Genomic DNA, 22,006 nt, shown 5'->3' with positions numbered 1-22,006 from the left:
TAAGTTTTAATAATAGTACAAATGATTGAACAAGATACGGAATAAAATTTATTCCATGTATCGAAATGATAAATAAAAGTAATAGATTTTAAGAAATATTTGAGGGACTTTAATCTAAATCCTCAAAATCTACTGAGGAATAACCAGATACATCATCAGTTAAAACATCGTTGTTTTCTTGATATTTTGCTTCCTGTTTAAGTGTTTCAATTTTTTCCATTGATGTATCAAAAGCTGACCTAAACTTTTCAAAATCCTCTTTGTAAAGAAAAATCTTATGTTTTTGAAATGTGGGCTTACCTTCATTGAACGATTTTTTACTTTCTGTTATCGTCAGATATAAATCATTGTTTTTGGTTGCTTTTATATCAAAAAAATAGGTCCGCTTCCCTGCTTTAACTACGGTAGAATCAACTTCCTGTCTTGTGTTGAAATCTTGCTTCTCTTTCATTTTATCGTGTTTAATCACTAATTTACAAATATTTTGCTTTTATTTCTTTCTTGCAACTATTTTTCTAAGTTGTTAATAACTTTAATTTTGTAAGTGTATATCAAATTAAAAATTTATGAGGTCAATTTATTTTCTATTCTGCATTTCAACCTTTCTCTTCGCTTGTCAATCTGAGGGGAGTCAAACAATTATTCAAAATGAAAAATCTAAAGATAGCTTAGCAGCAAAGCAACACCAAATTTGGGAAAAGGAAAAACTAGAAGATACAAGTAGAATCGAAGAGGAGGTAACAATTAATAAAAAGCCGAGTAAATTAGAACAGAAAATGATTGCAGCTGGATTGGTTGATATTCAAAAAATCGATTCTACCATTCATATTGATGTTAAGTATGCTACGAAAGACAATTTTATGGGACAGGTTTTGTATAAAAATTACCCAAAAGTATATCTTCAAAAAGTTGTTGCAGAGCGACTATCTAAAGCACAAAAAGCCCTACAGGAAATAGATCCAACTTTAACATTATTGGTTTTTGATGGAACACGACCTCGTTCTGTTCAACAAGCCATGTGGGATGCCCTAGATACAATTCCTTTTTCGGAGCGCGTTAAATTTGTGAGTAATCCAGCAAATGGCAGCATTCATAATTATGGTTGTGCGGTTGATCTAACGATTGCAAATAAGTTTTCAAAAAATCCTTTAGATATGGGGGCAGGATATGATGATCTGCGTAAAATTGCCTATCCCAGACATGAAGATCGATTTTTAAAATCTGGAGCCTTGACAGAAGTTCAAGTACAAAACAGAAAGTTACTTCGTCAAGTTATGCGTGCAGGTGGTTTTTGGGTGATTCAAACAGAGTGGTGGCATTTTAATGCATTTTCACGTAAAAAAGCTAAAGAATTGTTCGAAATTATTGAGTAAATCAATCGACGGAGTATGTTTGAAAAACTAAATATTAAAAACCTCTCCATCTGATGGTATAAATACAGAATCAAAGATTGTTTGTGCTTCCTCCAAATGTGTTTCCATATTTTTATATCTGGCAGAAAAATGACCTAATATCAATCTTTTAGCCTTTGCTTTTAACGCTATTGCTGCGGCTTGTTTAGCTGTGGAGTGATAAGTCTCAACTGCTCGGTCGCCTTCCTTATCTATAAATGTTGCTTCGTGATAAAGCAAATCAATATTTTTAATGTGGTTTATAATTGGAAGGTGATAAGCGGTGTCCGAACAAAATGCATAAGACTTCGTTGGTTTATGCGGGTAGGTTACATCTTCAGATTTAACAATAACTCCCGAATTATCTTTAATATCTGCGCCAGAAAGAAGTTTTTCAATGTAGGAATTGCTCACTCCTGTTTGGTCAAAAGCTTGTTTGTTTAATCTTCTTTTTCCAGGTTTTTCATCAATTCTATATCCATGAGTTGGTATGCGATGTTTTAACGGAAAAGTAGATATTTTTAGACATTTATCTTCAAAAATTATCCCCTCTTGTTTTTCGTCTAATTCAGAAAAATGAATTGGAAAACCATTGTAAAGTCCTACGATTTTAAATTGAGTAAGAAGAAATGCTTTAATTCCCTTAGGACCTATAATTGTGAGTGCTTTTTTTCGACCTAATAGTTGCATTGTACTTATTAAACCGGGCAATCCAAAAACATGATCACCATGTAAATGGGAGATTAAGATGAGTTGAACATTTTGAAATTTAACTTTGAATTTACGCATTTGGATCTGAGTAGCTTCTCCACAATCTATCAGAATAGATCGTTGCTGACAGTTGATCATTTGAGAAGTAGTTCCTCTACTTAATGTAGGTACAGCAGCTCCAGTTCCGAGAATGGTAACTTTAAAACTCATTAATCAATCATATTTACAGCTTCATCTAAGGATTTAGATATGGCTAAAACACGATGGAGTTGTGCAATTTCAATCATTTTTTTAACATTGGGCTGTAACCCAAAAAGGACACACTTTCCATTGGAGTTTTTACATAATCGATTAGCCACTAAGATCGCACTTAAACCTGAAGAGTCACAATATGAAGTTTGACTTAAATCTAAAATCAAATTACTAACGTTACTTTTGTTTAAGGAAATAACCTCCTCCTTAAGCGCAGGTGCGTTTAAGCTGTTTAACTTTTCATCTGTAGTCGCAATAATGGCGTAATTACTTTGATGTGTGATTTTCAAATTCATATTTATGCTTCGTTTCCCCAAATTTAATAAAATATATTAACGTTCTACCTTTGCAGCTAAAAGGTATATTACAGCCATGCGAATTGCTACGCCATTCTCAACTTGATTAAGAATGATAGATTGTTTACTATCAGCAACATCACTTGTTATTTCAACACCTCTGTTAATCGGTCCAGGATGCATTACTATAATTTCTTTACTCAAACTATTCAGCAATTCCTTATCGAGACCATAAAGCATAGTGTATTCTCGTAGTGATGGGAAATATTGTATATCTTGACGCTCAAGCTGAATACGTAACATATTGGCAACATCACACCATTCTAAGGCTTTTTTTAAATTATTTTCGACTTTAACACCTAGTTCATGAATGTATTTCGGGATTAATGTTGATGGTCCACATACCATGACTTCAGCTCCTTGCTTCTGTAAAGCATATATATTTGATAAGGCCACACGAGAATGGAGAATATCACCTACAATAACAACTTTTTTACCCTCTACAGTGCCAAGTTTTTCACGAATTGAATAACTATCAAGCAAAGCTTGGGTTGGGTGTTCGTGTGTTCCATCACCTGCATTAATAACGCGAGCATCCACTCTTTCTGAAAGAAATTTAGCAGCTCCAGGATTGGGATGTCGCATAACAACCATATCAACTTTCATTGAGAGAATATTGTTAACAGTATCAACTAATGTTTCTCCTTTTTTTACAGAACTACTTCCAGCACTGAAATTAACCACATCAGCGCTGAGTCTTTTTTCTGCCAATTCAAACGAGAGCTTTGTACGCGTAGAATTTTCAAAAAATACATTTGCAATAGTGATATCTCTTAATGAAGGGACTTTTTTTATGGGTCTATTGATAACTTCTTTGAATCGATCAGCAGTTTCAAAAATAATTTGGATGTCTCGTGGACTTAGATCTTCAATGCCGTTTAAATGTTCAACGCTTAAATTATCCATCATTTTCTGGGGTATATAATATCACTTTATCTGTTCCTTCAATCTCTTTCCATTCAACAGAAACACGTTCTGAAACAAGAGAATCAACTGTTTTACCTACATAATCTGCTTGGATGGGCAAGTGTCGTTTAAATCTACGATCTATAAAAGTAAGTAGCTCCACTTTGTTTGGTCTTCCGTAGGCCAACATAGCATCTAATCCCGCTCTTATCGTTCTTCCTGTATAGAGCACATCATCTAAAAGCACAACATTTTTATTTTCTAATGAAAAATCAATATTTGTAACGCTTGGAATTAAAGGAGTAGCTCTTCTTCTAAAATCATCTCTGTGAAATGTAATGTCTAAACTCCCACATTGAATGGGGTGACCTAAAATACTTTCGGTTAATGTTTTTATGCGATTAAGTACGCTTAGCCCTCTGGGCTGTAATCCGATTAAAATGGTGTCAGAGAAATCGTTATGATTTTCAATTAATTGTCTGCATAACCTTTGAAGTGTTAAATCAAACTGCCTTTCGTTGAGAATTACTTGCGTTTTCATTGCTGACAAAGATAAAATTAAACTGCCAATATTTTAACAGAATTGAAAAGAAACTTTAGACAATTAAACCCGAATAATTAACTGCTTTGCTTTTGTACTCAATAAAGGGGGGGAGGGATCTGCAAAATTCCGAAGAATTAAATAAAAAATGTTGACTGAAATTTACTTTTAACTAGATTTTATTTGCCGCTACCTTTTAAAACGATAATAATGGTGTATAGTAAAATTTTGAAATCAATAGCCAATGACATATTTTTTAAGTAAAGCAAATCGTATTTCATACGTTGTAGCATTTCATCCACGTTTTCGGCATATCCAAACTTTACTTGTCCCCAAGAAGTTATTCCCGGCTTGACTTTAGTTAGTTGTAAAAATTGCGGTTCTCTTTCTGCTATTTTATCAATAAAGTATTGTCTTTCTGGACGAGGCCCTACTAATGACATATCGCCACGTATTACATTCCAAAACTGCGGGATCTCATCCAAGCGCACCTTTCTCATAAATTTTCCAATACTTGTAATTCTTTTATCTTCACTTGAAGAAAGTTGAGGTCCTCCCAGTTCAGCATTAACGACCATCGTTCTGAATTTAATAATATTAAAAGGAATACCATTTTTTCCAATACGTTCTTGAACGAAAAACACAGGGCCTTTGGAGGAAGACTTAACCAAAATAGCAAGAATTATATAAACAGGAAGTAATAAAATTATCGCAAAACTTGAAGCGAATATGTCTATCAATCGTTTGGTAACAAATTGCCAGTGAGGCATAAGTACATCATCAACCTCTATGAGGATTGCGCCAAAAATATTGGTCGTTTTTACGCTTCCACTTATCAAGTCGTAGGTATTTGCTGAAATTTTAATCGTTATATCTCTTCCTTGAATTCGATTAATAATTTTCTTCAGTTTTTCTTGTTCTGAAGAGTCAAGTGCAATAATGACTTCTTCTATATCATGTTGATCAATAATTTGCTCTAGATCCTTCGTATTTCCCAAATGAGGAAGTTCATTAGATAACTCGTTGTCTATACCATTTAAGTTTACAAACCCAACAAATATAGAGCCTGTTCCTTTGGGTAATTCATTCACTTCCTTATAAATAGATATGGCTTTTTCACTACCACCAATTAGCAAGGTTCTAAAGCCAGCTTTTCTTGAAGATATCTGTTTGACATTGAGGTAGGTGAGGAGTAGTCGTGGAACTAGTGTTAAAACAGAGTGCGTGAGAAACAGAAATAAAATTAACTTGTAATAATCTGTGTGAATGGCGATTTCGTCGTCTAGAATCAAAAAAAAGAAAATACTTAACGTGCCTAATAAAAATGCACGAAGAGACTGCGATAAAGTTCGCATGAAATAAACACGTCTTAAATTATTGTATGTTCCCACAAAGTAATAAATGGCTAACCAGAATAATGGAACAATCAATAATCCAATATAGAAGCGATTGGAAACCTCGAATGGAAGATGTTCTATATACGTTTTTCTGAAAATAAAAAACAGTGCCCAAGCAATACACGCAGCAATGGAATCAAGAACAATAAAAAGTGTCTTAAAGTATTTTTGATTCATAGGTAAATTATGGATAGACTAATTTAATGTTGTCGATATATACATATTTAGAAGTTCCAAGGTCATCAAGAACCATAGTAAATTGAGCTTCATTAATGGGAGTTGTTTGACGATAGGATATATTTTCTTTTAAATCTACATAAACATGTTTCCATACAGCATCTCCTGCAGACTGTGGGTTTATTTGAAGATAAGGGTCGTAATAAACGTTGCCATTTCCGTATGAATAAGTTCCGATTAACATTGAGTTCGTATTCATGTAATCAAATTCTAAAAATACATCTGTACCTAACTTTGGAAGGACCGTGTTAAAGTCTGTTGTAAAAGAAATTAATGAATCACTATCATTAAGTATTACTTCTCCATATCGATTTCCCCACTTTAAAATAGATGGGTCATTGTTTCTACCAATAGTAGCAAGAGATTCAGAAGAAACATCTAACTGCATACTTGGACTTTCAAAATCTTCAATTAGAAAATTGATCTCTTTAAAATACCTCGTTTCAGGAACTATTGAAACAGTATCGTTTTTCTTGAGTGTTATCACTGATTTATATTGTTCCATAAAAGGATAACGTTTTTTAGTACCCCTTATTCCATTAACAATTACCCCAGGAATGAGAACAAAATCGTGTGCACCATCACCTATGATAGGTATTTTAGCCGGTAGTTCATAAGTACCTAAACTTTTGCCGTCCATGTTTAAGAAAACTTGACTTATATCATGAGATAGCTCTCCTTGATCATTCATAGCATCTTGATTTTTCACAAGGTCCCATTTGTCAATTTTTAACCAAGCGACTTCTGGTTGTTTTTTAGCACAGGAAAATAAAAGGGGTAACAATATTGTAAGTAGAAAAAAGTACCGCATTGGAAATAGTTTAGAAAGAAAACGTAAAAAAATTAGATTATTACTTTATAGAGAAGATCCATTCATTTTGAGCTTCTCGACGATTTGTTCAGCTACACTAAGTGCCAATAATCCGTCTTCTAGTGATACAATTGGAACCGTGTCATTTTTAATTGCAGAAGCAAAAGTTCTCAATTCTTCCTTAATTGCATTCACTTCTTCCAATTCAGGTTTGTCAAATATGATTTTTTTTGCTGGTTTATCATCACCCATTTCCATTACCATATCATAAGGACCTGGTTTTTCATTTAAGGTCTCCATTTGAACAACCTCCATTTCTTTCTCTAAAAAATCGACACTTATGTAAGCATCTTTCTGAAAGAATCTGGATTTACGCATATTTTTTAGTGAAATTCGAGAGGAAGTTAGATTAGCCACACAGCCGTTGTCAAATTCAATACGTGCATTAGCAATATCAGGAGTGTCGGAAACTACGGCAACTCCTGAAGCTGATATTTTCCTTACACCAGACTTTACTACGCTTAAAATTACATCCAAATCATGAATCATTAAGTCTAATATTACAGGAACATCCGTACCGCGGGGGTTAAATTGAGCTAATCGGTGCGTTTCAATAAACATAGGCTGATTGAAATAAGGGATAGCTGCTCTAAACGCTGGGTTAAAACGTTCTACATGTCCTACTTGAACCTTTACTTTAGCCTCTTCAGCAAGTGAAAGTAGTGCTTTTGCTTCCTCTGTTGTTTGCGTAACGGGCTTTTCAATAAAAACATGTGTGGAGCGTTTAATCGCCATTGCTGCCATTTCGAAATGTGATGTAGTAGGTGTAACAATATCAACACAATCAACTGCATCAATTAACGCTTCAGCAGAGCCAAAAGCTTTACATTCAAAATCTTTACTGATTTCAGCTGCTTGATCTGGATTCTTATCATAAATACCAACTAGCTCAAAGACCATATTTAATTCTTTGATTAATCGTAAATGAATTTTTCCCAAATGTCCTGTTCCTATTAAACCTATTTTAATCATTTTCTTTTTTTACAAATATACAGCTTGTCTTGAAGTAAATTAGAGGAATATGATTAGGTTATTAACATCATTGTGTATAATAGTATAGGTGTTAAAGTAATGCCAATTTTAAACCAAATATAATCGATTGATATACAGTGCTTAGAAAATAATTGTCTAGGATAGTATCTTTTTTTTGACAAAGATGAATTCAGTTTACTTTATTTTCATTATATTTGCAACCGATTTGAACGGAATTGATTTAGATTTAATTGAAAATTACAGGTCAATTCAGTAATTATAGTTCAAGTAAAATGGTGGTTGTAGCTCAGTTGGTTAGAGCGCCTGATTGTGGTTCAGGAGGTCGTCGGTTCGAGACCGATCTTCCACCCAAGAAACCTCTTCATTAGTTTGAAGAGGTTTTTTATTTTCTTTTTTTTGTCTAAAAAATATATGTATAATTTTATTTGTTGAAAATATCTTCTTATTTTTGATTAAAAATTAATCAAATACAACTGTTCCTATGGAAATATTTTTAGCAACCAATTTAAAATTACTAAGAAAGTATCGAAAAATGTCCCAAGAAGACGTTGCGAATAAACTTAATCTAACGCGTTCATCATATTCTGGTTATGAGAATGGAGTAGCAGAACCCGGAATTGAAAATTTGGTAAAAATGAGTAAATTCTACCGTATTCCAACAGATGATTTATTGAACCGGAACTTAGAGGAGTTGAGTAGCAGTGATTGGGAAGCCATAGAGAAAGGTGTATATGCCGATATTAAGGGGAGAAAACTAAGGGTTTTAACGGCAATGGTTTCAGAAAAAAATGAAGAAACAATCGAAATGATTCCTCAAAAAGCAAGTGCAGGTTATACTTTAGGTTATGCTGATCCAGATTATATTAAAGTTTTACCAACTTTTCAATTGCCTTTTTTGAAGAAAGATAAAAAATATCGTTCTTTTCCAATTTCTGGTGATAGTATGCCTCCTGTATCACCGGGTTCTTATGTTGTTGCTGAATATGTTCAAAACTGGGTGAACCTAAAGAATAATCATCCATACATTTTAGTAACCAAGGAGGAAGGCATCGTTTTTAAAATTGTAAATAAAATCCCTGGTAAAGAAAATGTTATCCAGCTTTCATCTACTAATCCTTTGTATGAACCTTATTTATTGGATGTAAACGAGATAATAGAGGTGTGGAAGTTTGTTAATTACATTTCACACGATTTACCTGAAGTTACCATCTCTGAAAATGATCTTATTAAATCTGTAAAAGGAATACAAAAACAAGTGAACGAAATCAAATCATTAATTCATAAAGATGCGTGAAAAAACAATCACTATTTTCGAGGTCAAGACAGATTTCTCATAAATAGAATTGCTTTTTGTATGATTTTCTTAGAATACTGATTTTAATCATTTGCTTAAAAGGTTTTTATCATTCTTAAATCCTATCATAATGTTGAGGTTTGCAAAAGTGAAAGCAAATTTGGTATACATACAAGAAGAGGACTTGAAACCTGAATTTCAACATAAATTGTGTGCTTTTAGTAAAATAAAAGAACCGCTTATAGTTATTGTTCAGTTAAAGGAAGTTTCGGCTAACTTTAAACCGTTGATTAACAATTTAAAGGAAATAAGAAAAGATAAAGCAAAGAAAAAGGTCATCAATTGGATAAAAATTTGTTTCTCTACACACCAAAATCTTACTGTAAAAGTAATAGACTTTTTACCTACAACTAAACGGTTATCGCTAGATTTGGAGGGGATAAATCGAATAGCAGTATATCAAACAAAAAATGGTGGAGAAAATATTTTACCATTACTTAAAAAACGTTTTGATCCGCAACATTTTGAATTAAATTACTTCTCTTAACATTTTACAGCCAATTTTTTTCTGTTTACGTTTTGCGTTATGCAAAGTAAACATTGTTAAACGCTAATCCTTGGATTGCCTAACTATCGATTTTAGAGTTAAGAACTGAGCAGCTTGCGTTCTTGTGTTTGTGAATTGTAATAATTTTGACAAATTCATCACGTGAAGCCTAAAAATTCTCCTATTTTTGAACTAAGTATGCTAAAAGGTGTTGCTAGATTAAAGTTTAAAAGAAATTATGCAGCGTTCCAAAATCCTTATCGTAGATGATGAAAAAGATATTAGAGACTTATATTGCTCTATTATCGATCGTCACTTTGATTTAGAGATATATACAGCAACCTCGTTGATGCAAGTCAAATCGGTTCTTGAATCTTTGGTTCCTGATTATGTTTTGTTAGATTTGAATTTACACGATGGTGAAGGGTTTGATCTTATACCGGTTCTTTTTAAAGTCAATCCGAAAATTAAAATTTTAATCATCTCAGCATTTAGTCATTGCAAAGAAAAACAAAGAGCTGTTGAATTAGGAGCTGTGGGTTTATTGGCAAAACCTTTTGAAACATCTGTATTTACTGAACATCTTCAAATGATGACCAATGCAAGTAAAAATAGCTTTTATTAATATCATTATTAATGCCATAGAAGCAATGGATGAAAGGCGTGAACCTATTTTGAAAATAGATTTAAAAACAGAAAATGGACGTCCAAGCATTCGCATTTCAGATAATGGAAAGGGTATGGATGAGGAAACAATGAATAATTTATTTGATCCTTTTTTTACAAATCGAAGGAATGGATTAGGCCTTGGAATGACGGCCACGTTGAATATTATTAATATGCATAAGGGGAAAATTATTGTAGATTCTAAATTAGATCAAGGTACCGTGTTTACCATTACTTTATAATTTGACCTTTTTTTACTTCTTTCTGGTACAGGTAAATACTTTAAGTTTCTTAAAGTCTAACTTTAATGCGAAAATAATAAGTATTCCTATGTGTGCAGGAACAATATATCGAACAATGGCACCAGAAACTGGTGTTGTCCAGCCAACAATCATAGCGATAAAAAGTGCAAACAAACTCATTGAAGCAATTATTCTATTTTCCTTTTTTGAACTATTCCGAGGAAAGATGAAAAATGTAAAAACAGCCATTATGAGATACAAGATATTCTCAAAAAAAGCAGAGAACTGTAACCAAGTACTTTTTTTGTTTGGAATGGGTTGTAAAAAGGAATTAAACAAGGCTTCAGGAATATTTAAAAGTAACTGTCCAAAACTATCCTCAATTAAGGTAACATCCACACTACTTCCTGTTTCTGCTAGTGAAAGATAAACTGGATAACTTTTTCCAACATCAATTAGTTTGATTGGATAGCGTTTAAAATTCTCATTTTTTTCCATGTAAAATGCATCAACTGGTTCTTTTAGAGTCGCTGAATCATTTTCAAAACTAAAATACTTGCGATGTGCGTAATATATATAGTAAATATGATCATTATCGCCATAAAGATACAAGCCACCATCACGGAGATTTATAAAATCCTCTTGTTGATTTGCAATGACATACGCCATTTTATCTGAATAATTAGTCACTATTAAAGTTCCAATTCCAAGGCCTGCAAAAAACAGCATTGCCAGCCATTGCCGTTTAAAAAACGGACTCAATAAATAATAATAAATGAGAGCCATCAATAAGCAAATGACCACATAAGGTTTAAAAGCAAAGGTTAGTATTAAACCTAAAACTATCCTCCACACTCTATTTTTGATTGAAATTTCATCAAAAACTCCTCGAATTAAGATACACGTTCCAAGAATCATTAAAGGTTCTTTGATAATACTACTTCCCCAAAATGCAAGACTAGGAGCAAGAGTTAGCATAACAAGTAATCCTAGTGGAGGTATCGTTGATTTTTTTTTCAACCATTGAAACAGGTCAAATCCACCTAAAAAAGAAAAGAAGCTTAAAATTAAAAAATGGATCACCACCTGGCCAGTAGAAATAAAATGAATTAACGCATTTACGCGAATTACATGTCTAGAATCATTAGGTAAAAACCGGTCACCACCATTCCAATGCGTTGTTTCTTGTAAATACTGATTTATGAAATCTATGTCATTATTCAATCCAAATAGAAATTGAAAAAAAGCATGTGGAGATTCATTAAAAACTTCATATAGCAATTTGCTCTCTCGAAAAAACATACCTGCATCGGCAGTGAGTTCGCCACCTCCATAATGGTATGTGTATACATAAAGAAAGAATAATGCAAAACAAAATTTACAGAGAAAGAGAACGGGTAAACTTAAATTGCTGAGTTCAGGAATATACTTTTTGTTGAGCCAATAACTGAACCCTAGCAAAAGTAATATATACACAATGATAAGTGGTATCCCCAAAACATCTCCTTTCCACAAAAATACGAAAGAAATTGAAATCCCATTCAAAGAATTACTAACATTCATTTACCGAAAAGTAATGCTGCTTAGAGATGTTTATAAAGTAAGATTATTTATTTTTGTTTTATGATAGATACATACAGGCACAAGGGAATGAGACGTAAGTTGATTGAGGAATTGAGAGCAATGGGCATTTCAGCAATTGATGTTTTAGATGCTTTCGATCAAGTGCCACGTCATTTTTTCTTAGATTCTTCATTTACGAATCAAGCTTATTCGAATATGGCGTTTCAAATTGGCGAAGGACAAACCATAAGTCATCCGTACACGGTTGCTTTTCAAACGCAATTATTGAATTTGAATAAAGGTCAACGCATTCTAGAAATAGGAACAGGAAGTGGGTTTCAAACTGCCATTTTATGTGCTTTAGGTGCACGCGTCGTTTCTATTGAAAGACAACGCAATTTGTACATAAGTGCTAAATCAAAAATTGCGCAACTTGGATATGTTCCTAATCTTTTCTTTGGCGATGGATACAAAGGAAAAGCCTCTTATGCACCTTATGATTCCATTTTAGTTACTTGTGGCGCTCCTTTTATTCCAGAGGATTTGAAAAATCAATTAAAAGTAGGAGGAAGGCTTGTTATTCCTATTGGAGAAGGCGACAAACAAATTATGACACGACTAACTAAAATCAACGAGGAAGAATGGAAAACTGAAACCTTTGGTGATTTTAGTTTTGTGCCGATGCTGACTAAAACCGCAAAATAATGCAAGAATTAAAACCACTTACCATTTCAAATAGTATACTAGGAGCTCCTTCTGTACTGTTGACATCAGAAATGGAACGTTTTGTTTTTGTTCAGCCATTAAATCAAACATTTTTATTAACACTAGGTATTTATGAAACGCTCTATAAGCATTTTAAAATTGAAAAGTTACCAGTGGGCGTTTTTAAACTTAAAGACGTAAATTATCTTTGTGCAAAACAGCCTGAAGGCCTATTAGAAGTGGATGAATGGATGGATTGCTTGTGGACAGATAAGCGAAAGTACAATCGCTTACTCAATCCCAAAGATCTTTTTAAAATGTTTTTAATCAACTTGTATTTTCCTGTATTTTCTTCTACTAAAAAAATGGTTTTACCCGGGAAGAAAGACCGTTTCATAATTGATGCCTATCCAATTATTGAAAAAGATAAAGGTTTGTTTTTTAAGCCTAAAAATGCTAATGATTTAGGTATAAATAAAGGTGAGTTTAAAAGATTATTTCGATATTTTCGTTTTGATTTACCACAGATAATTGCTGAATTTGAAGAGCTTCATCACGAGAATTTATATACAGATTTAAAGTATCAAGTGAGTTTATATCCAAACATACGCAATGCATCTTGGAATGAATTAAAAAAATGTTTTGATACTGATTTTAAAACTTTTGCAAAAGCTGAAATTGAAAATTACATCTTAAAACTTTAATCATGGAATCGTTTTACACTATAATATATTACAAAACAAACGCCTTAACAGATGAAATGATTAGCGTTGGAATTTTAGCTGGAGGAGGAGAAGGCCCATTTATATATTTCTCCAAATCACGCCTCGATTTATTAAAAAAAATACTGCATCCCAATACTTTTCTTTCTGTTAAAAGACATTTTAAGGCATTATCAGAAAAAGTCAATAAGCACCGAACAAACGCAACAGGTTTACGATTATTTGATCCTGTGTTTTCTAAAGACCAAATTGAAGAATTATCAAAGAAAACAAAAAACGCAATTGTTTATAGTGAACCAACAACAATTAATGAATGGTTAAACGCTGATTTTTTTAAGGTCTTATCAACTTCTTTTTTAGGTGCATCAAAAAAGCCTAACAAAAGAAAAAAAACACATTTCCATCTTAAATGGAAAGCTTTTTATACCTCTAATCGTTTCAGTGAGTGGCAAAAACAAGTTCCTATTCATGAAATAAACGAAGAAATACAATTAGATGTTAAGCTAGATTTGGTTCAATCTAAGCGGCAAAAAGTTGTACTCGGTGTTGATTTTAATCTAAACGAATCGAGTTTGAAAAAGAAAATTTTTATTATTGATTTATTGAATAGCCAACTTAATTCCTTTAACATTATAGTGGTTCATCCTGCTGTTAAAACAAATACAGCTAAATCTCACTTTGAAACATTAAATGATAAATACAAAAATGTTGAGTTTATAGGATTTAGCGAATTCAAAAAAATAATGTAATTTCACATAAGATAAAGTATTTCAGTTTCGAAAAATAATTATATGTGTAAAGTACTAACAGGGTGTATGATCCTTTTTTCTTTTATAACTACAATCGCTCAAAACCATCATATTGATTCTATTTCGCACCTTGATTATAATTCGCTACACAATACACAATTAAATGATGTTTGGGGATATACCGATGAATTAGGAAATGAATATGCCATTGTAGGCGCTGCAAAAGGGGTGAGTATTGTCGATATCTCAAATCCTTCCAATCCCATAGAAGTTTACTGGCATTCTGCATCCGAGAGTGTTTGGCGTGACATTAAAACCTTTGGCGATTACGTTTATATAACCACAGAGGCTGAAGATGGATTGTTAATTCTTGATTTGTCGCCTTTACCCAATGGAACGATTACCCAATCTGTAAATTATTTTGGAGATAGTAGACCGTGGGAAACAGCACACAACATTTTTATCGACGAAATGGGGTATGGATATATCTTTGGTTCTAACTATGGTAACGGAGGAGCAATTATACTAGATCTTTTTACTGATCCTATGAGTCCCGTAGAAGTTGGTGTTTATGATAATTGGTATATTCATGATGGATATGTCGAAAACGATACACTTTATGCCGCTCATATTAATGATGGTTTTTTTACGGTTGTTGATATGACAGATAAAAGTAATCCTGTAGTTTTAGGAATGCAAGGTACACCTTCGAGTTTTAGTCACAACATTTGGTGCACTAACAATCAAGAGTACGCTTTTACAACAGATGAAGTCAGTGGTGGTTTTTTAACAGCGTACGACATTTCAGATCCAACGAATATTTTTGAGGTAGATAGAACACAATCTAGTCCTAATTCGGGGGTTGTTCCACACAATACGCATGTAAAAGGTGATTATTTGATCACTTCATATTACGCTGATGGAGTAGTGGTGCACGATGTCTCAGATCCAGAGAACATGATAGAAGTGGCGCGATTTGATACCTATCCAGGAACTGCAAAATTTACAACAGGTAATTGGGGTGTTTATCCTTATTTTAATTCAGGTCATATTCTCGTTACTGATATTGAACATGGTTTATTTATTCTTAAAGAAAACTATGGAGCAGCTGCAAAATTAGTTGGAACAGTTTCAAACGCTTCAACAAGCAATACTATACAAGGTGTTACCGTTAAAATATTAAATACACCTTCCATCGAGTCAACAAAAACGGATGGCACGTATAAAACAGGAACAGCCTTTTCAGGTAGCTACCAAGTACGTTATGAAAAATACGGATACGAAACCCAGGACATCAATATAAATCTTATTGCAGGTAACCTTATTCAGCATGATGTTGATTTAGTTCCTTTGTCACAATACCCTGTAAAGATAAAGGTAGTTGATGAAGACAGCATCCCAATTCTGAATGCGCAGGTTAAAATAAAACATCAAGATCAAGTATTTAATTTATTTACGAATGGTTTAGGTGAAGTGAATCAACAATTAAGCTATAGCGATACTTTTACAATTCATACTGGGAAATGGGGATATCAATCCAAATGCATAACTACTGTTTTGTCACCAACCTCAAATGAAGTAATTATGCAATTAAATAATGGTTATTCTGACGATTTTTCTTTTGATTTTGGTTGGTCTACAACATCATCAGCGGATCAAGGCGCTTGGGAAAGAGGAATTCCTTATACAGTACAAGACTCTACATTCCCTTCTGTTCCGATAAGTGATAGTCCATTTGATTGTGGAAATCACGCTTTTATTACTGGAAATAGTGCTGATAATAGTGTAATGGGAGGAGATGTGGTGCTTATTTCTCCTATTTTTGATCTTTTAAATTATACTGAACCCTATTTGAACTATGACCGGTGGTTTTTTGATTATCATGGACATATTCCTTTCAATGACACCCTTAGAATTGGTATTTCTAACGGATCAGATTTTGTTGAAATTGATAAAATAGGTTATGATGAAAATACGATAGGACGGTGGTTAAGGGTTTCAAAAAGAATTGAAGACTTTATAACTCCTTCATCAACTATGCAATTGTTTGTGCAGACTTCAAATTACTATAGTGAAAATAATATTGTAAATGCAGCATTTGATAACTTTTTAATAAGTGATAATGGTCCTTTAATGGTTGATGAATCTTTTAAAGAAAAAGGAAAGATTACGGTTTATCCTAATCCTTTTAAACATAACTTCACTGTAGAAAGTACAAAAGAGTTGGATGTCAAATCTGTTCAACTATTTAATGTATATGGCGCATTAATAAAGATTCAAGGGATCCAACTGACTCCCCACAAAGTAAAATTGTTAACAGATAGTCTTCCTTCAGGAACCTACTTTTTAAAGATAGATGATTTTAGAAAAATACTGGTGAAATGACCTTTAGATTTTTCAAAAGATGCATTAATCAATAACATGCTAATTTATACTTTCGGTTTCTTTAAAAAGATTTGCCATTCTATGAGTGCCCAAAATAACACAAAAAATAGTTGAATATTTTGAATTGGCAAATCAAATGAACGATGCAAAACAAAGTAAAATAAAACATACAGAAAAATAGGGTAAGCGATTCTAAGTATAAACTTTTGAAATGCTGATAATCTACTTATTTGTTGTCGTATTTGATCAAGCATTTAGATAATAATTAATTTCTTTTTTTATAAGTGTCAATCATATCTTTTTCGCTATTTTTAATTATTAAATTCTCATCATTTAATTCTAATATAATGTATGAATTGTTAATAGCTGAATCGCTTAAATTGTGACGCATAACTAACTCGTTATCGTTATGAATCTCCCACTGACCAGAAGATCTCGGTTCTAGTTTTTGAGATGTATTATCATCATTTTCAATTTCAATATAATCAAAAGTGCTAAAAAAACCGTTTTCCTCAAATTGCGTAATAATAGATGGAGCAGTTGTATTAAACATTACAGTTTTATCTTTTTCTGTGTTGGTACGGCTAATTAAAATCCATTGATGTGTGATTTTGGGATTACTAGTCGTGGTTATAGTATTATCTTGCTCTGAAATCTTTTCCTTGGTCTCATCTTGTTTCGTTTTAACTTCGGATTCTTTATTGATACATGCCGAGAAGAAAATTAATCCTAAAATAATGTAATAAGTGAATTTCATTTTTGTTTTTTTATTTTCAATGGTATAATTACCAAAGTTAAAATAATCTAATGAACTTTTATAGAAATATTCGGTAATGTTTCTTAAAATTTCGTTTAGCATTTTAACAACTTGAATTGCAATATAGATTAGAAATACTACTTTAATCTTTAACAAATACGGTAGTTTTAGCAAAAGACAACCAGGTCAGGATGACTGCTAATATTGAGGGGGAGTCGATCATCCTGATGCAAAAACACAAAAACTTCCTTCTTGTTGATTTTTGGATCACTATTTATCGGGAAAAGTAACCGATAAGCATTAAAATCAATAATATAAGTTTAAAGCTTTTCAAAAAATTGAAGGGATAAAACACAGGCTTCATGTAATTTATTAGGCATTTCCTTCGCCTCGAATGGTTGATAGGTGCCAAAGGTATGATTTGCCTCATTAATAACAATCAGTTTCCCTTCTGTCCAAACGCTTAAAGATTCTGACTCCGTAATAGAAACTGAATCGTCATTATCACCGTGAATGTGTAACACTGGTTTCTTTAGCTCTTTTGCCTTTGATTCAATATTCAATACATCCTTATTTTTTATAAAATCCTCGTACATGATGTATTGATGAGGCATTTTTTGTTTGGTTCGCGCATTTTCGATGGTATATGAACCATTCTCTTTCCATTTTTCTAAAGTTTCTCCTTGAGGAAATCGGCTACCAATATCCGAAATACTGGCCCAGGTAACTATTGACTTAATTCTTGGGTCATTACCTTTCAGTAAAGAAATTCCACCACCACGACTATGACCAATCAAATGAATATTTTTATCGGAAATATCAATTTTTTCTTCAATCCATGCAAGTACGCTTTCTAAGTCAGTTAATTCATAGGTGTATCGATTCCGTGAAAATGCATCTAAATCAGGGAAATCGATAGGCTCATCTGTTGTTCCTCCATTATGACTCATATTAAATTTACAGAATGCATATCCGCCTTTAACAAAATAGTCTTGCACAAGATTCCAAGCTCCCCAATCTTTATAACCTTTATAACCATGAACAAAAATGATTATATTCTTATAATCGAAACCCTCGGGTTCTTGAAAATCAATTAATGATTCTCGTTCATTTGCACCTTTATAAATGTGATTTGTAAGCTTCATATCTACTATAATTACGAAATGTAAAGCTATGAACTTTTTTGAGATTTAATTCAATTACGTTTGAAACTTTATGCTCAAAATGGATTTCAATTTTCACTTTACAAAGTTTTTTAATTTCATTACATTGTTTTAAAATGTAGAGAGCAGAATTAATAGCATTTTATGTCTTTGTAGATCAAAAAAGACTTAACTAAGAAGAATTTCATGCTTAAATTTTGTGAATTACCTCATTCGTTTTACATTCGATCAAGTCTTCAAAAAGAATAAAATGAAAATATTAATGATTTCGGGATCAGCCCGTAAAAAGAGTTCAAATTTATTGTTACTTTCCGCAATAGGGGAGATGTTTGAAGATCAGCACGACTTTATCTACTTTAATGATTTGGCCGATTTTCCGTTATTTACCCCAGAAAAACTTGACAAAGGTGTGCCATCACCCGTAAAAGAATTCAAAAATCTTCTTACAGAAGCTGATGCTGTCATTATTTCAACACCAGAATATACCCATAACATTCCTGCTGTTCTCAAGAACATGTTAGAGTGGTGCACACATTCTGGTGAATTTGAGCACAAACCTGTTTTACCAATTACTTTTACACCGCAAGAGCCAAGAGGAAAATATGCAATGCAATCTTTATTATTTTCGTTGAAGACGATGAAAGCACACGTGGCAGTTGAAATGTCGCTTTACAAAACGGATGTTTCAATCGAAAAGGAATCTATGTTGCTTTCTGAAGATCTGAGATCTATAGTTAAAGAAGCAATTGAAATGTTATGACTTATTTCTTAGTTACTTTTCTTTTTATTTTCCCAATAATTGTAAAGCTATTCTTAATCGCTTTTAAATAGTAGAGGAGCCAAATATTAAATTTACTCAACCACCTTGGAAATGGTGATTTACCAAGTGATTTTGATAAAGAAACTTGTTTTTCAATTGGCGGGGGACTCATATAGTTTTTACCGTACAGTTTTGTAAGATATGACTTTGTATTATTTGGCGCATAAAATTTTATTCCTTCAAACTCAATTTCTTGAACAGGGAAAATATCGTCATAAGTGTAATATTCACGTGTTTTTGCAACATACATATCGTTGTAAGGATAGCAGAATAGCTTATGCTCATTTACTTCATTGAGGCTATCAATGTATTTAATAAATTGTTCATTAAAACGTTCTCTGCGAAATAGAAAACTACCTGAATAAAGGTGTTTTTGAATGAAGTTTTGATCTTTAACCTTTAATTCATCTATCTTATTAAATAGAAAAGAAAGCATATTTACCCAATCTTTATCTTTCTGTATGGCCTCCGGGGTGTTCGGAATGGCTTTGACTTTTAGTAAATCAATTTTTACAGGATAAAAGTTATTCTTAACTATACTAGTATCTGCAAGATATTCCGAATAATGAGGAAATGGGCGGTGGTCATTGTATAAAATATATTTTGGATTGTTAGGAATCAATTCTTTTTTGATGGCTTTCCTTAATCGATGAAAATCATCAACAAGAAAACAAAAATCTAAGTCATCATCCCAGGGTATAAAACCACCATTCCTTACAGCTCCTAACGTTGTACCTCCATCGATCCAGTAGGTTATACCGTGTTTCCTACAAAGCTTATCAATATCAATAGCCATCGACAAGAGAGCGCTTTGGGATTTTTGAATAGCTTCAATATTCATCTTCTTTTCTTAAAATATATGAGAAACTTCATTCATCACTAAATCCAAGTCACCCGGTGTATCAATTTCCCAACATTCCATTTCTACTGCTTTTACAGGTAGGTTTGGTTCAATTTCTTGATACACATACTTTCCATTTTTACTAACTTTAAAGTTGGCAAAATAAGCAACGCCCGACCACTCATATTTACTGATTGGTTTTCTACTAAATTCTGTAATAAAATTAGTTTCATTGACTTTTGCAAAAACAGCGTCTTCGGTTTTAGCTTTTGTGACAGCAATTAAGTCTTCATTTACATCTATTGCATCAACAAAATTTTTAAAATTATCATGATCAATAATCATATCTCCATCTATACTAATAAATGGTTCATCCAAATCATGAGAACCTAAGTAAAGACTATAAGAGTTTGAAGTAGTGCTATAATCTGGATTCCTTACGAATACAACATCTTCTCGGATATTTTTGACATATGCAATTACCTCTTCTTCTTTAAATCCAACAACGATTCTAACATTTTCTACATCTTTTAATATATCTAGCAGATAATAAATAAGGCGATGTTTTCCTAATTTCACTAAACACTTTGGGGTGTCAAGACCTAATCTACTTCCTAATCCAGCGGCGCAGATCACTGCATTTTTAATTTTCATTATTTATAGTTTTGTAAAGTTCTAGTCAATGATTGAGCATCAAATGTAACAAAGTTGGATAGTTTAACAAGTGAATTCACCGGATTATGGGTTCCTCCATAAGCTATTCCAATATCTGCTTTTTGAAACATGCTACAATCGTTCATACTATCTCCAATGGCTATAATTCGATCATAATCTTTACGTATTTCTTTAATCGCATGTGCTTTATCTAAGACTTTAGTAATGCCTGTTAATTGGTCACCTTGAAATTCAGCGACAGAAGAGTAGAACTTACATTGAAGTTTTGTTTCTATAATATTTTTGACCCAAACATCAAGATTTCCAGTGACGATAAAACAATTTTCTTTATTCTCGTGAATAAATTTCACTATGTTTTCATCGAGAATAACCTTGTCGACAACTTCTGCTACTTTACTTATTGGAATTGTTGAAAGCAATTTAACTCTTAATTTAAAAGATGTTTGAAATGCTATTAAACCATCAAGTGTAAGTTGTGTGAGTAAACTTATTTCCTCATGTAATTCAACCTCTTTCGATATTAAAGGTAAAATCTCTTGTTTGGTTACTGTTCCATCTAGGTCAAAACAAAATGCAGTTTTCATAATAATTATTTTTTGCAAACAAACATAAAGTGGCGGGTGTTGTCGTACACATTCAATTCCTCTGGAGCTTCATCAATTATTTGAACCTCTGAAAAACCAATTTGTTCTAATAATTTTTTCTCCTCATCTACTTGTCTGAATTCAGCAAAGTACTCTTGGTCTAATTCTTTAGAATGGTTGATGACAACGGTTTCTTTTAATCCGCAGTGTAATCGCATGATAAAAAGACCTCCAGGTTTGACCATTTCGTATATATTGGTATAAATATCCTCGGCATCAATTTTTTTAAAGAACTGTAACACCCCGGTTGAAATAACTGCATCAAATTGTTTGTGAATATAAAATCCTTCAATTTTTGCATTAATTACAATAATATTTTCTCCTTTGTTGATAAATTCACTTAAACCTCTGAAAGTTTCAACTGCGGTAACATGATTAACATGTTCAAGTAATTTATTTGTAACAGCACCAGAACCACTGCCAATATCAAGAATGTTATCCGTTTTTGAAAGATATTTTTTTACAAAAGAAGCATCTTTGGACGAGATGTCTGAATGCTTATTATAAGTTTGTGATTGATCTCTAATATTTTTAGACATTCTCTCCCAATATTTCTCGCTATTTGACATTTAATTACT

The 22,006-nt window shown here is 32.6% G+C and carries 25 protein-coding genes and 1 tRNA gene; 11 read left to right on the top strand and 15 right to left on the bottom strand.

All coding sequences use genetic code 11. The features are described from left to right. Positions 1–109: 109 nt before the first annotated feature. Entirely contained in the window at positions 110–451 is a 342-nt protein-coding gene (locus CW751_RS04185; protein WP_101333746.1) for a DUF3276 family protein, read from the bottom strand. A gap of 115 nt (positions 452–566) precedes the next feature. Here CW751_RS04185 and CW751_RS04180 point away from each other — a divergent pair, with 115 nt between their 5' ends. Beyond that, entirely contained in the window at positions 567–1,373 is an 807-nt protein-coding gene (locus CW751_RS04180; RefSeq protein WP_205677778.1) for a M15 family metallopeptidase, read from the top strand. Positions 1,374–1,400: 27 nt separating this feature from the next. Here the strand turns inward: CW751_RS04180 and CW751_RS04175 are convergent, their stop codons facing one another. The 7 genes from CW751_RS04175 to CW751_RS04145 form a co-directional block, all read right to left on the bottom strand. Further along, positions 1,401–2,312, bottom strand: coding sequence for a ribonuclease Z (locus CW751_RS04175; protein WP_101333745.1), 912 nt, complete (start codon positions 2,310–2,312; stop codon positions 1,401–1,403). Continuing rightward, positions 2,312–2,650, bottom strand: coding sequence for an STAS domain-containing protein (locus CW751_RS04170; protein WP_101333744.1), 339 nt, complete (start codon positions 2,648–2,650; stop codon positions 2,312–2,314). The genes CW751_RS04175 and CW751_RS04170 overlap by 1 nt, the downstream gene beginning before the upstream one ends. 36 nt (positions 2,651–2,686) lie before the next feature. Further along, positions 2,687–3,616 carry an aspartate carbamoyltransferase catalytic subunit gene (locus CW751_RS04165; RefSeq protein ID WP_101333770.1) on the bottom strand — a complete coding sequence of 310 codons (930 nt, stop codon included), beginning with the start codon at positions 3,614–3,616 and terminating at the stop codon, positions 2,687–2,689. Next, complete coding sequence (pyrR, locus tag CW751_RS04160; RefSeq protein WP_101333743.1) at positions 3,609–4,157, bottom strand: bifunctional pyr operon transcriptional regulator/uracil phosphoribosyltransferase PyrR; 549 nt, start codon at positions 4,155–4,157, stop codon at positions 3,609–3,611. The genes CW751_RS04165 and pyrR overlap by 8 nt, the downstream gene beginning before the upstream one ends. Before the next feature lie 179 nt (positions 4,158–4,336). Then, a complete protein-coding gene (locus CW751_RS04155; RefSeq protein WP_101333742.1) occupies positions 4,337–5,731 on the bottom strand; it encodes a sugar transferase in 1,395 nt (464 codons plus the stop codon). A gap of 7 nt (positions 5,732–5,738) precedes the next feature. Then, on the bottom strand, positions 5,739–6,500 hold the full coding sequence (locus CW751_RS04150) for a hypothetical protein (protein WP_133122119.1): 762 nt from the start codon (positions 6,498–6,500) through the stop codon (positions 5,739–5,741). Positions 6,501–6,647: 147 nt separating this feature from the next. Next, positions 6,648–7,634, bottom strand: a complete 987-nt coding sequence (locus tag CW751_RS04145; protein ID WP_101333740.1) for a Gfo/Idh/MocA family protein — start codon at positions 7,632–7,634, stop codon at positions 6,648–6,650. A gap of 295 nt (positions 7,635–7,929) precedes the next feature. Here CW751_RS04145 and CW751_RS04140 point away from each other — a divergent pair. The 5 genes from CW751_RS04140 (at position 7,930) to CW751_RS04120 (ending at position 10,404) form a co-directional block, all read left to right on the top strand. Continuing rightward, positions 7,930–8,005, top strand: a tRNA-His gene (locus CW751_RS04140). 131 nt (positions 8,006–8,136) lie between these two features. After that, complete coding sequence (locus tag CW751_RS04135) at positions 8,137–8,949, top strand: XRE family transcriptional regulator (RefSeq protein WP_101333739.1); 813 nt, start codon at positions 8,137–8,139, stop codon at positions 8,947–8,949. A gap of 130 nt (positions 8,950–9,079) precedes the next feature. Then, positions 9,080–9,496, top strand: coding sequence for a hypothetical protein (locus CW751_RS04130; protein ID WP_101333738.1), 417 nt, complete (start codon positions 9,080–9,082; stop codon positions 9,494–9,496). Between the two features lie 238 nt (positions 9,497–9,734). Then, positions 9,735–10,121 (top strand): response regulator, encoded by a 387-nt coding sequence (locus CW751_RS04125; RefSeq protein ID WP_101333737.1) that lies wholly within the window; start codon positions 9,735–9,737, stop codon positions 10,119–10,121. Further along, the gene (locus CW751_RS04120) at positions 10,096–10,404 is read left to right on the top strand and encodes an ATP-binding protein (protein ID WP_101333736.1); all 309 of its coding nucleotides are present in this window, start codon (positions 10,096–10,098) and stop codon (positions 10,402–10,404) included. The genes CW751_RS04125 and CW751_RS04120 overlap by 26 nt, the downstream gene beginning before the upstream one ends. Before the next feature lie 12 nt (positions 10,405–10,416). On the opposite strand, the gene CW751_RS04115 is transcribed toward CW751_RS04120, so the two are convergent. Then, the gene (locus tag CW751_RS04115; RefSeq protein WP_101333735.1) at positions 10,417–11,967 is read right to left on the bottom strand and encodes a hypothetical protein; all 1,551 of its coding nucleotides are present in this window, start codon (positions 11,965–11,967) and stop codon (positions 10,417–10,419) included. A gap of 60 nt (positions 11,968–12,027) precedes the next feature. Between CW751_RS04115 and CW751_RS04110 the strand changes: the two genes are divergently transcribed. The 4 genes from CW751_RS04110 to CW751_RS04095 are packed head-to-tail and all read left to right on the top strand — an operon-like array spanning position 12,028 to position 16,528. Continuing rightward, positions 12,028–12,672, top strand: a complete 645-nt coding sequence (locus CW751_RS04110) for a protein-L-isoaspartate(D-aspartate) O-methyltransferase (protein WP_101333734.1) — start codon at positions 12,028–12,030, stop codon at positions 12,670–12,672. Then, a complete protein-coding gene (locus CW751_RS04105) occupies positions 12,672–13,376 on the top strand; it encodes a hypothetical protein (protein WP_101333733.1) in 705 nt (234 codons plus the stop codon). The genes CW751_RS04110 and CW751_RS04105 overlap by 1 nt, the downstream gene beginning before the upstream one ends. A gap of 2 nt (positions 13,377–13,378) precedes the next feature. After that, positions 13,379–14,143, top strand: a complete 765-nt coding sequence (locus tag CW751_RS04100; RefSeq protein ID WP_101333732.1) for a hypothetical protein — start codon at positions 13,379–13,381, stop codon at positions 14,141–14,143. A 42-nt stretch (positions 14,144–14,185) separates the two neighbouring features. Then, entirely contained in the window at positions 14,186–16,528 is a 2,343-nt protein-coding gene (locus tag CW751_RS04095; protein WP_101333731.1) for a choice-of-anchor B family protein, read from the top strand. Positions 16,529–16,793: 265 nt separating this feature from the next. Here CW751_RS04095 and CW751_RS04090 read toward each other — a convergent pair whose 3' ends face one another. After that, on the bottom strand, positions 16,794–17,441 hold the full coding sequence (locus tag CW751_RS04090; RefSeq protein ID WP_101333730.1) for a hypothetical protein: 648 nt from the start codon (positions 17,439–17,441) through the stop codon (positions 16,794–16,796). A 164-nt stretch (positions 17,442–17,605) separates the two neighbouring features. Further along, entirely contained in the window at positions 17,606–18,430 is an 825-nt protein-coding gene (locus CW751_RS04085) for an alpha/beta hydrolase family protein (protein WP_101333729.1), read from the bottom strand. A 268-nt stretch (positions 18,431–18,698) separates the two neighbouring features. Between CW751_RS04085 and CW751_RS04080 the strand changes: the two genes are divergently transcribed. Further along, the gene (locus tag CW751_RS04080) at positions 18,699–19,208 is read left to right on the top strand and encodes an NADPH-dependent FMN reductase (protein WP_101333728.1); all 510 of its coding nucleotides are present in this window, start codon (positions 18,699–18,701) and stop codon (positions 19,206–19,208) included. 1 nt (position 19,209) lies between these two features. Here CW751_RS04080 and CW751_RS04075 read toward each other — a convergent pair whose 3' ends face one another. Genes CW751_RS04075 through CW751_RS04060 form a run of 4 tightly spaced genes read right to left on the bottom strand, consistent with a single transcriptional unit; the run spans position 19,210 to position 21,997 of the window. Next, the gene (locus CW751_RS04075) at positions 19,210–20,109 is read right to left on the bottom strand and encodes a LicD family protein (protein WP_101333727.1); all 900 of its coding nucleotides are present in this window, start codon (positions 20,107–20,109) and stop codon (positions 19,210–19,212) included. A gap of 9 nt (positions 20,110–20,118) precedes the next feature. Further along, a complete protein-coding gene (locus CW751_RS04070; RefSeq protein ID WP_101333726.1) occupies positions 20,119–20,763 on the bottom strand; it encodes a phosphocholine cytidylyltransferase family protein in 645 nt (214 codons plus the stop codon). After that, positions 20,763–21,368: an HAD family hydrolase gene (locus tag CW751_RS04065; protein WP_101333725.1), complete on the bottom strand. Its 606-nt coding sequence runs from the start codon at positions 21,366–21,368 to the stop codon at positions 20,763–20,765. Before CW751_RS04065 ends, CW751_RS04070 begins: the two co-directional genes overlap by 1 nt. Before the next feature lie 5 nt (positions 21,369–21,373). Beyond that, positions 21,374–21,997 (bottom strand): class I SAM-dependent methyltransferase, encoded by a 624-nt coding sequence (locus tag CW751_RS04060; RefSeq protein ID WP_101333724.1) that lies wholly within the window; start codon positions 21,995–21,997, stop codon positions 21,374–21,376. Positions 21,998–22,006: the final 9 nt, after the last annotated feature.

It is taken from the genome of Brumimicrobium salinarum (genome assembly GCF_002844555.1).
Taxonomy (GTDB): domain Bacteria; phylum Bacteroidota; class Bacteroidia; order Flavobacteriales_D; family Crocinitomicaceae; genus Brumimicrobium; species Brumimicrobium salinarum.
This window is presented reverse-complemented; position numbering and strand designations above follow the sequence as displayed.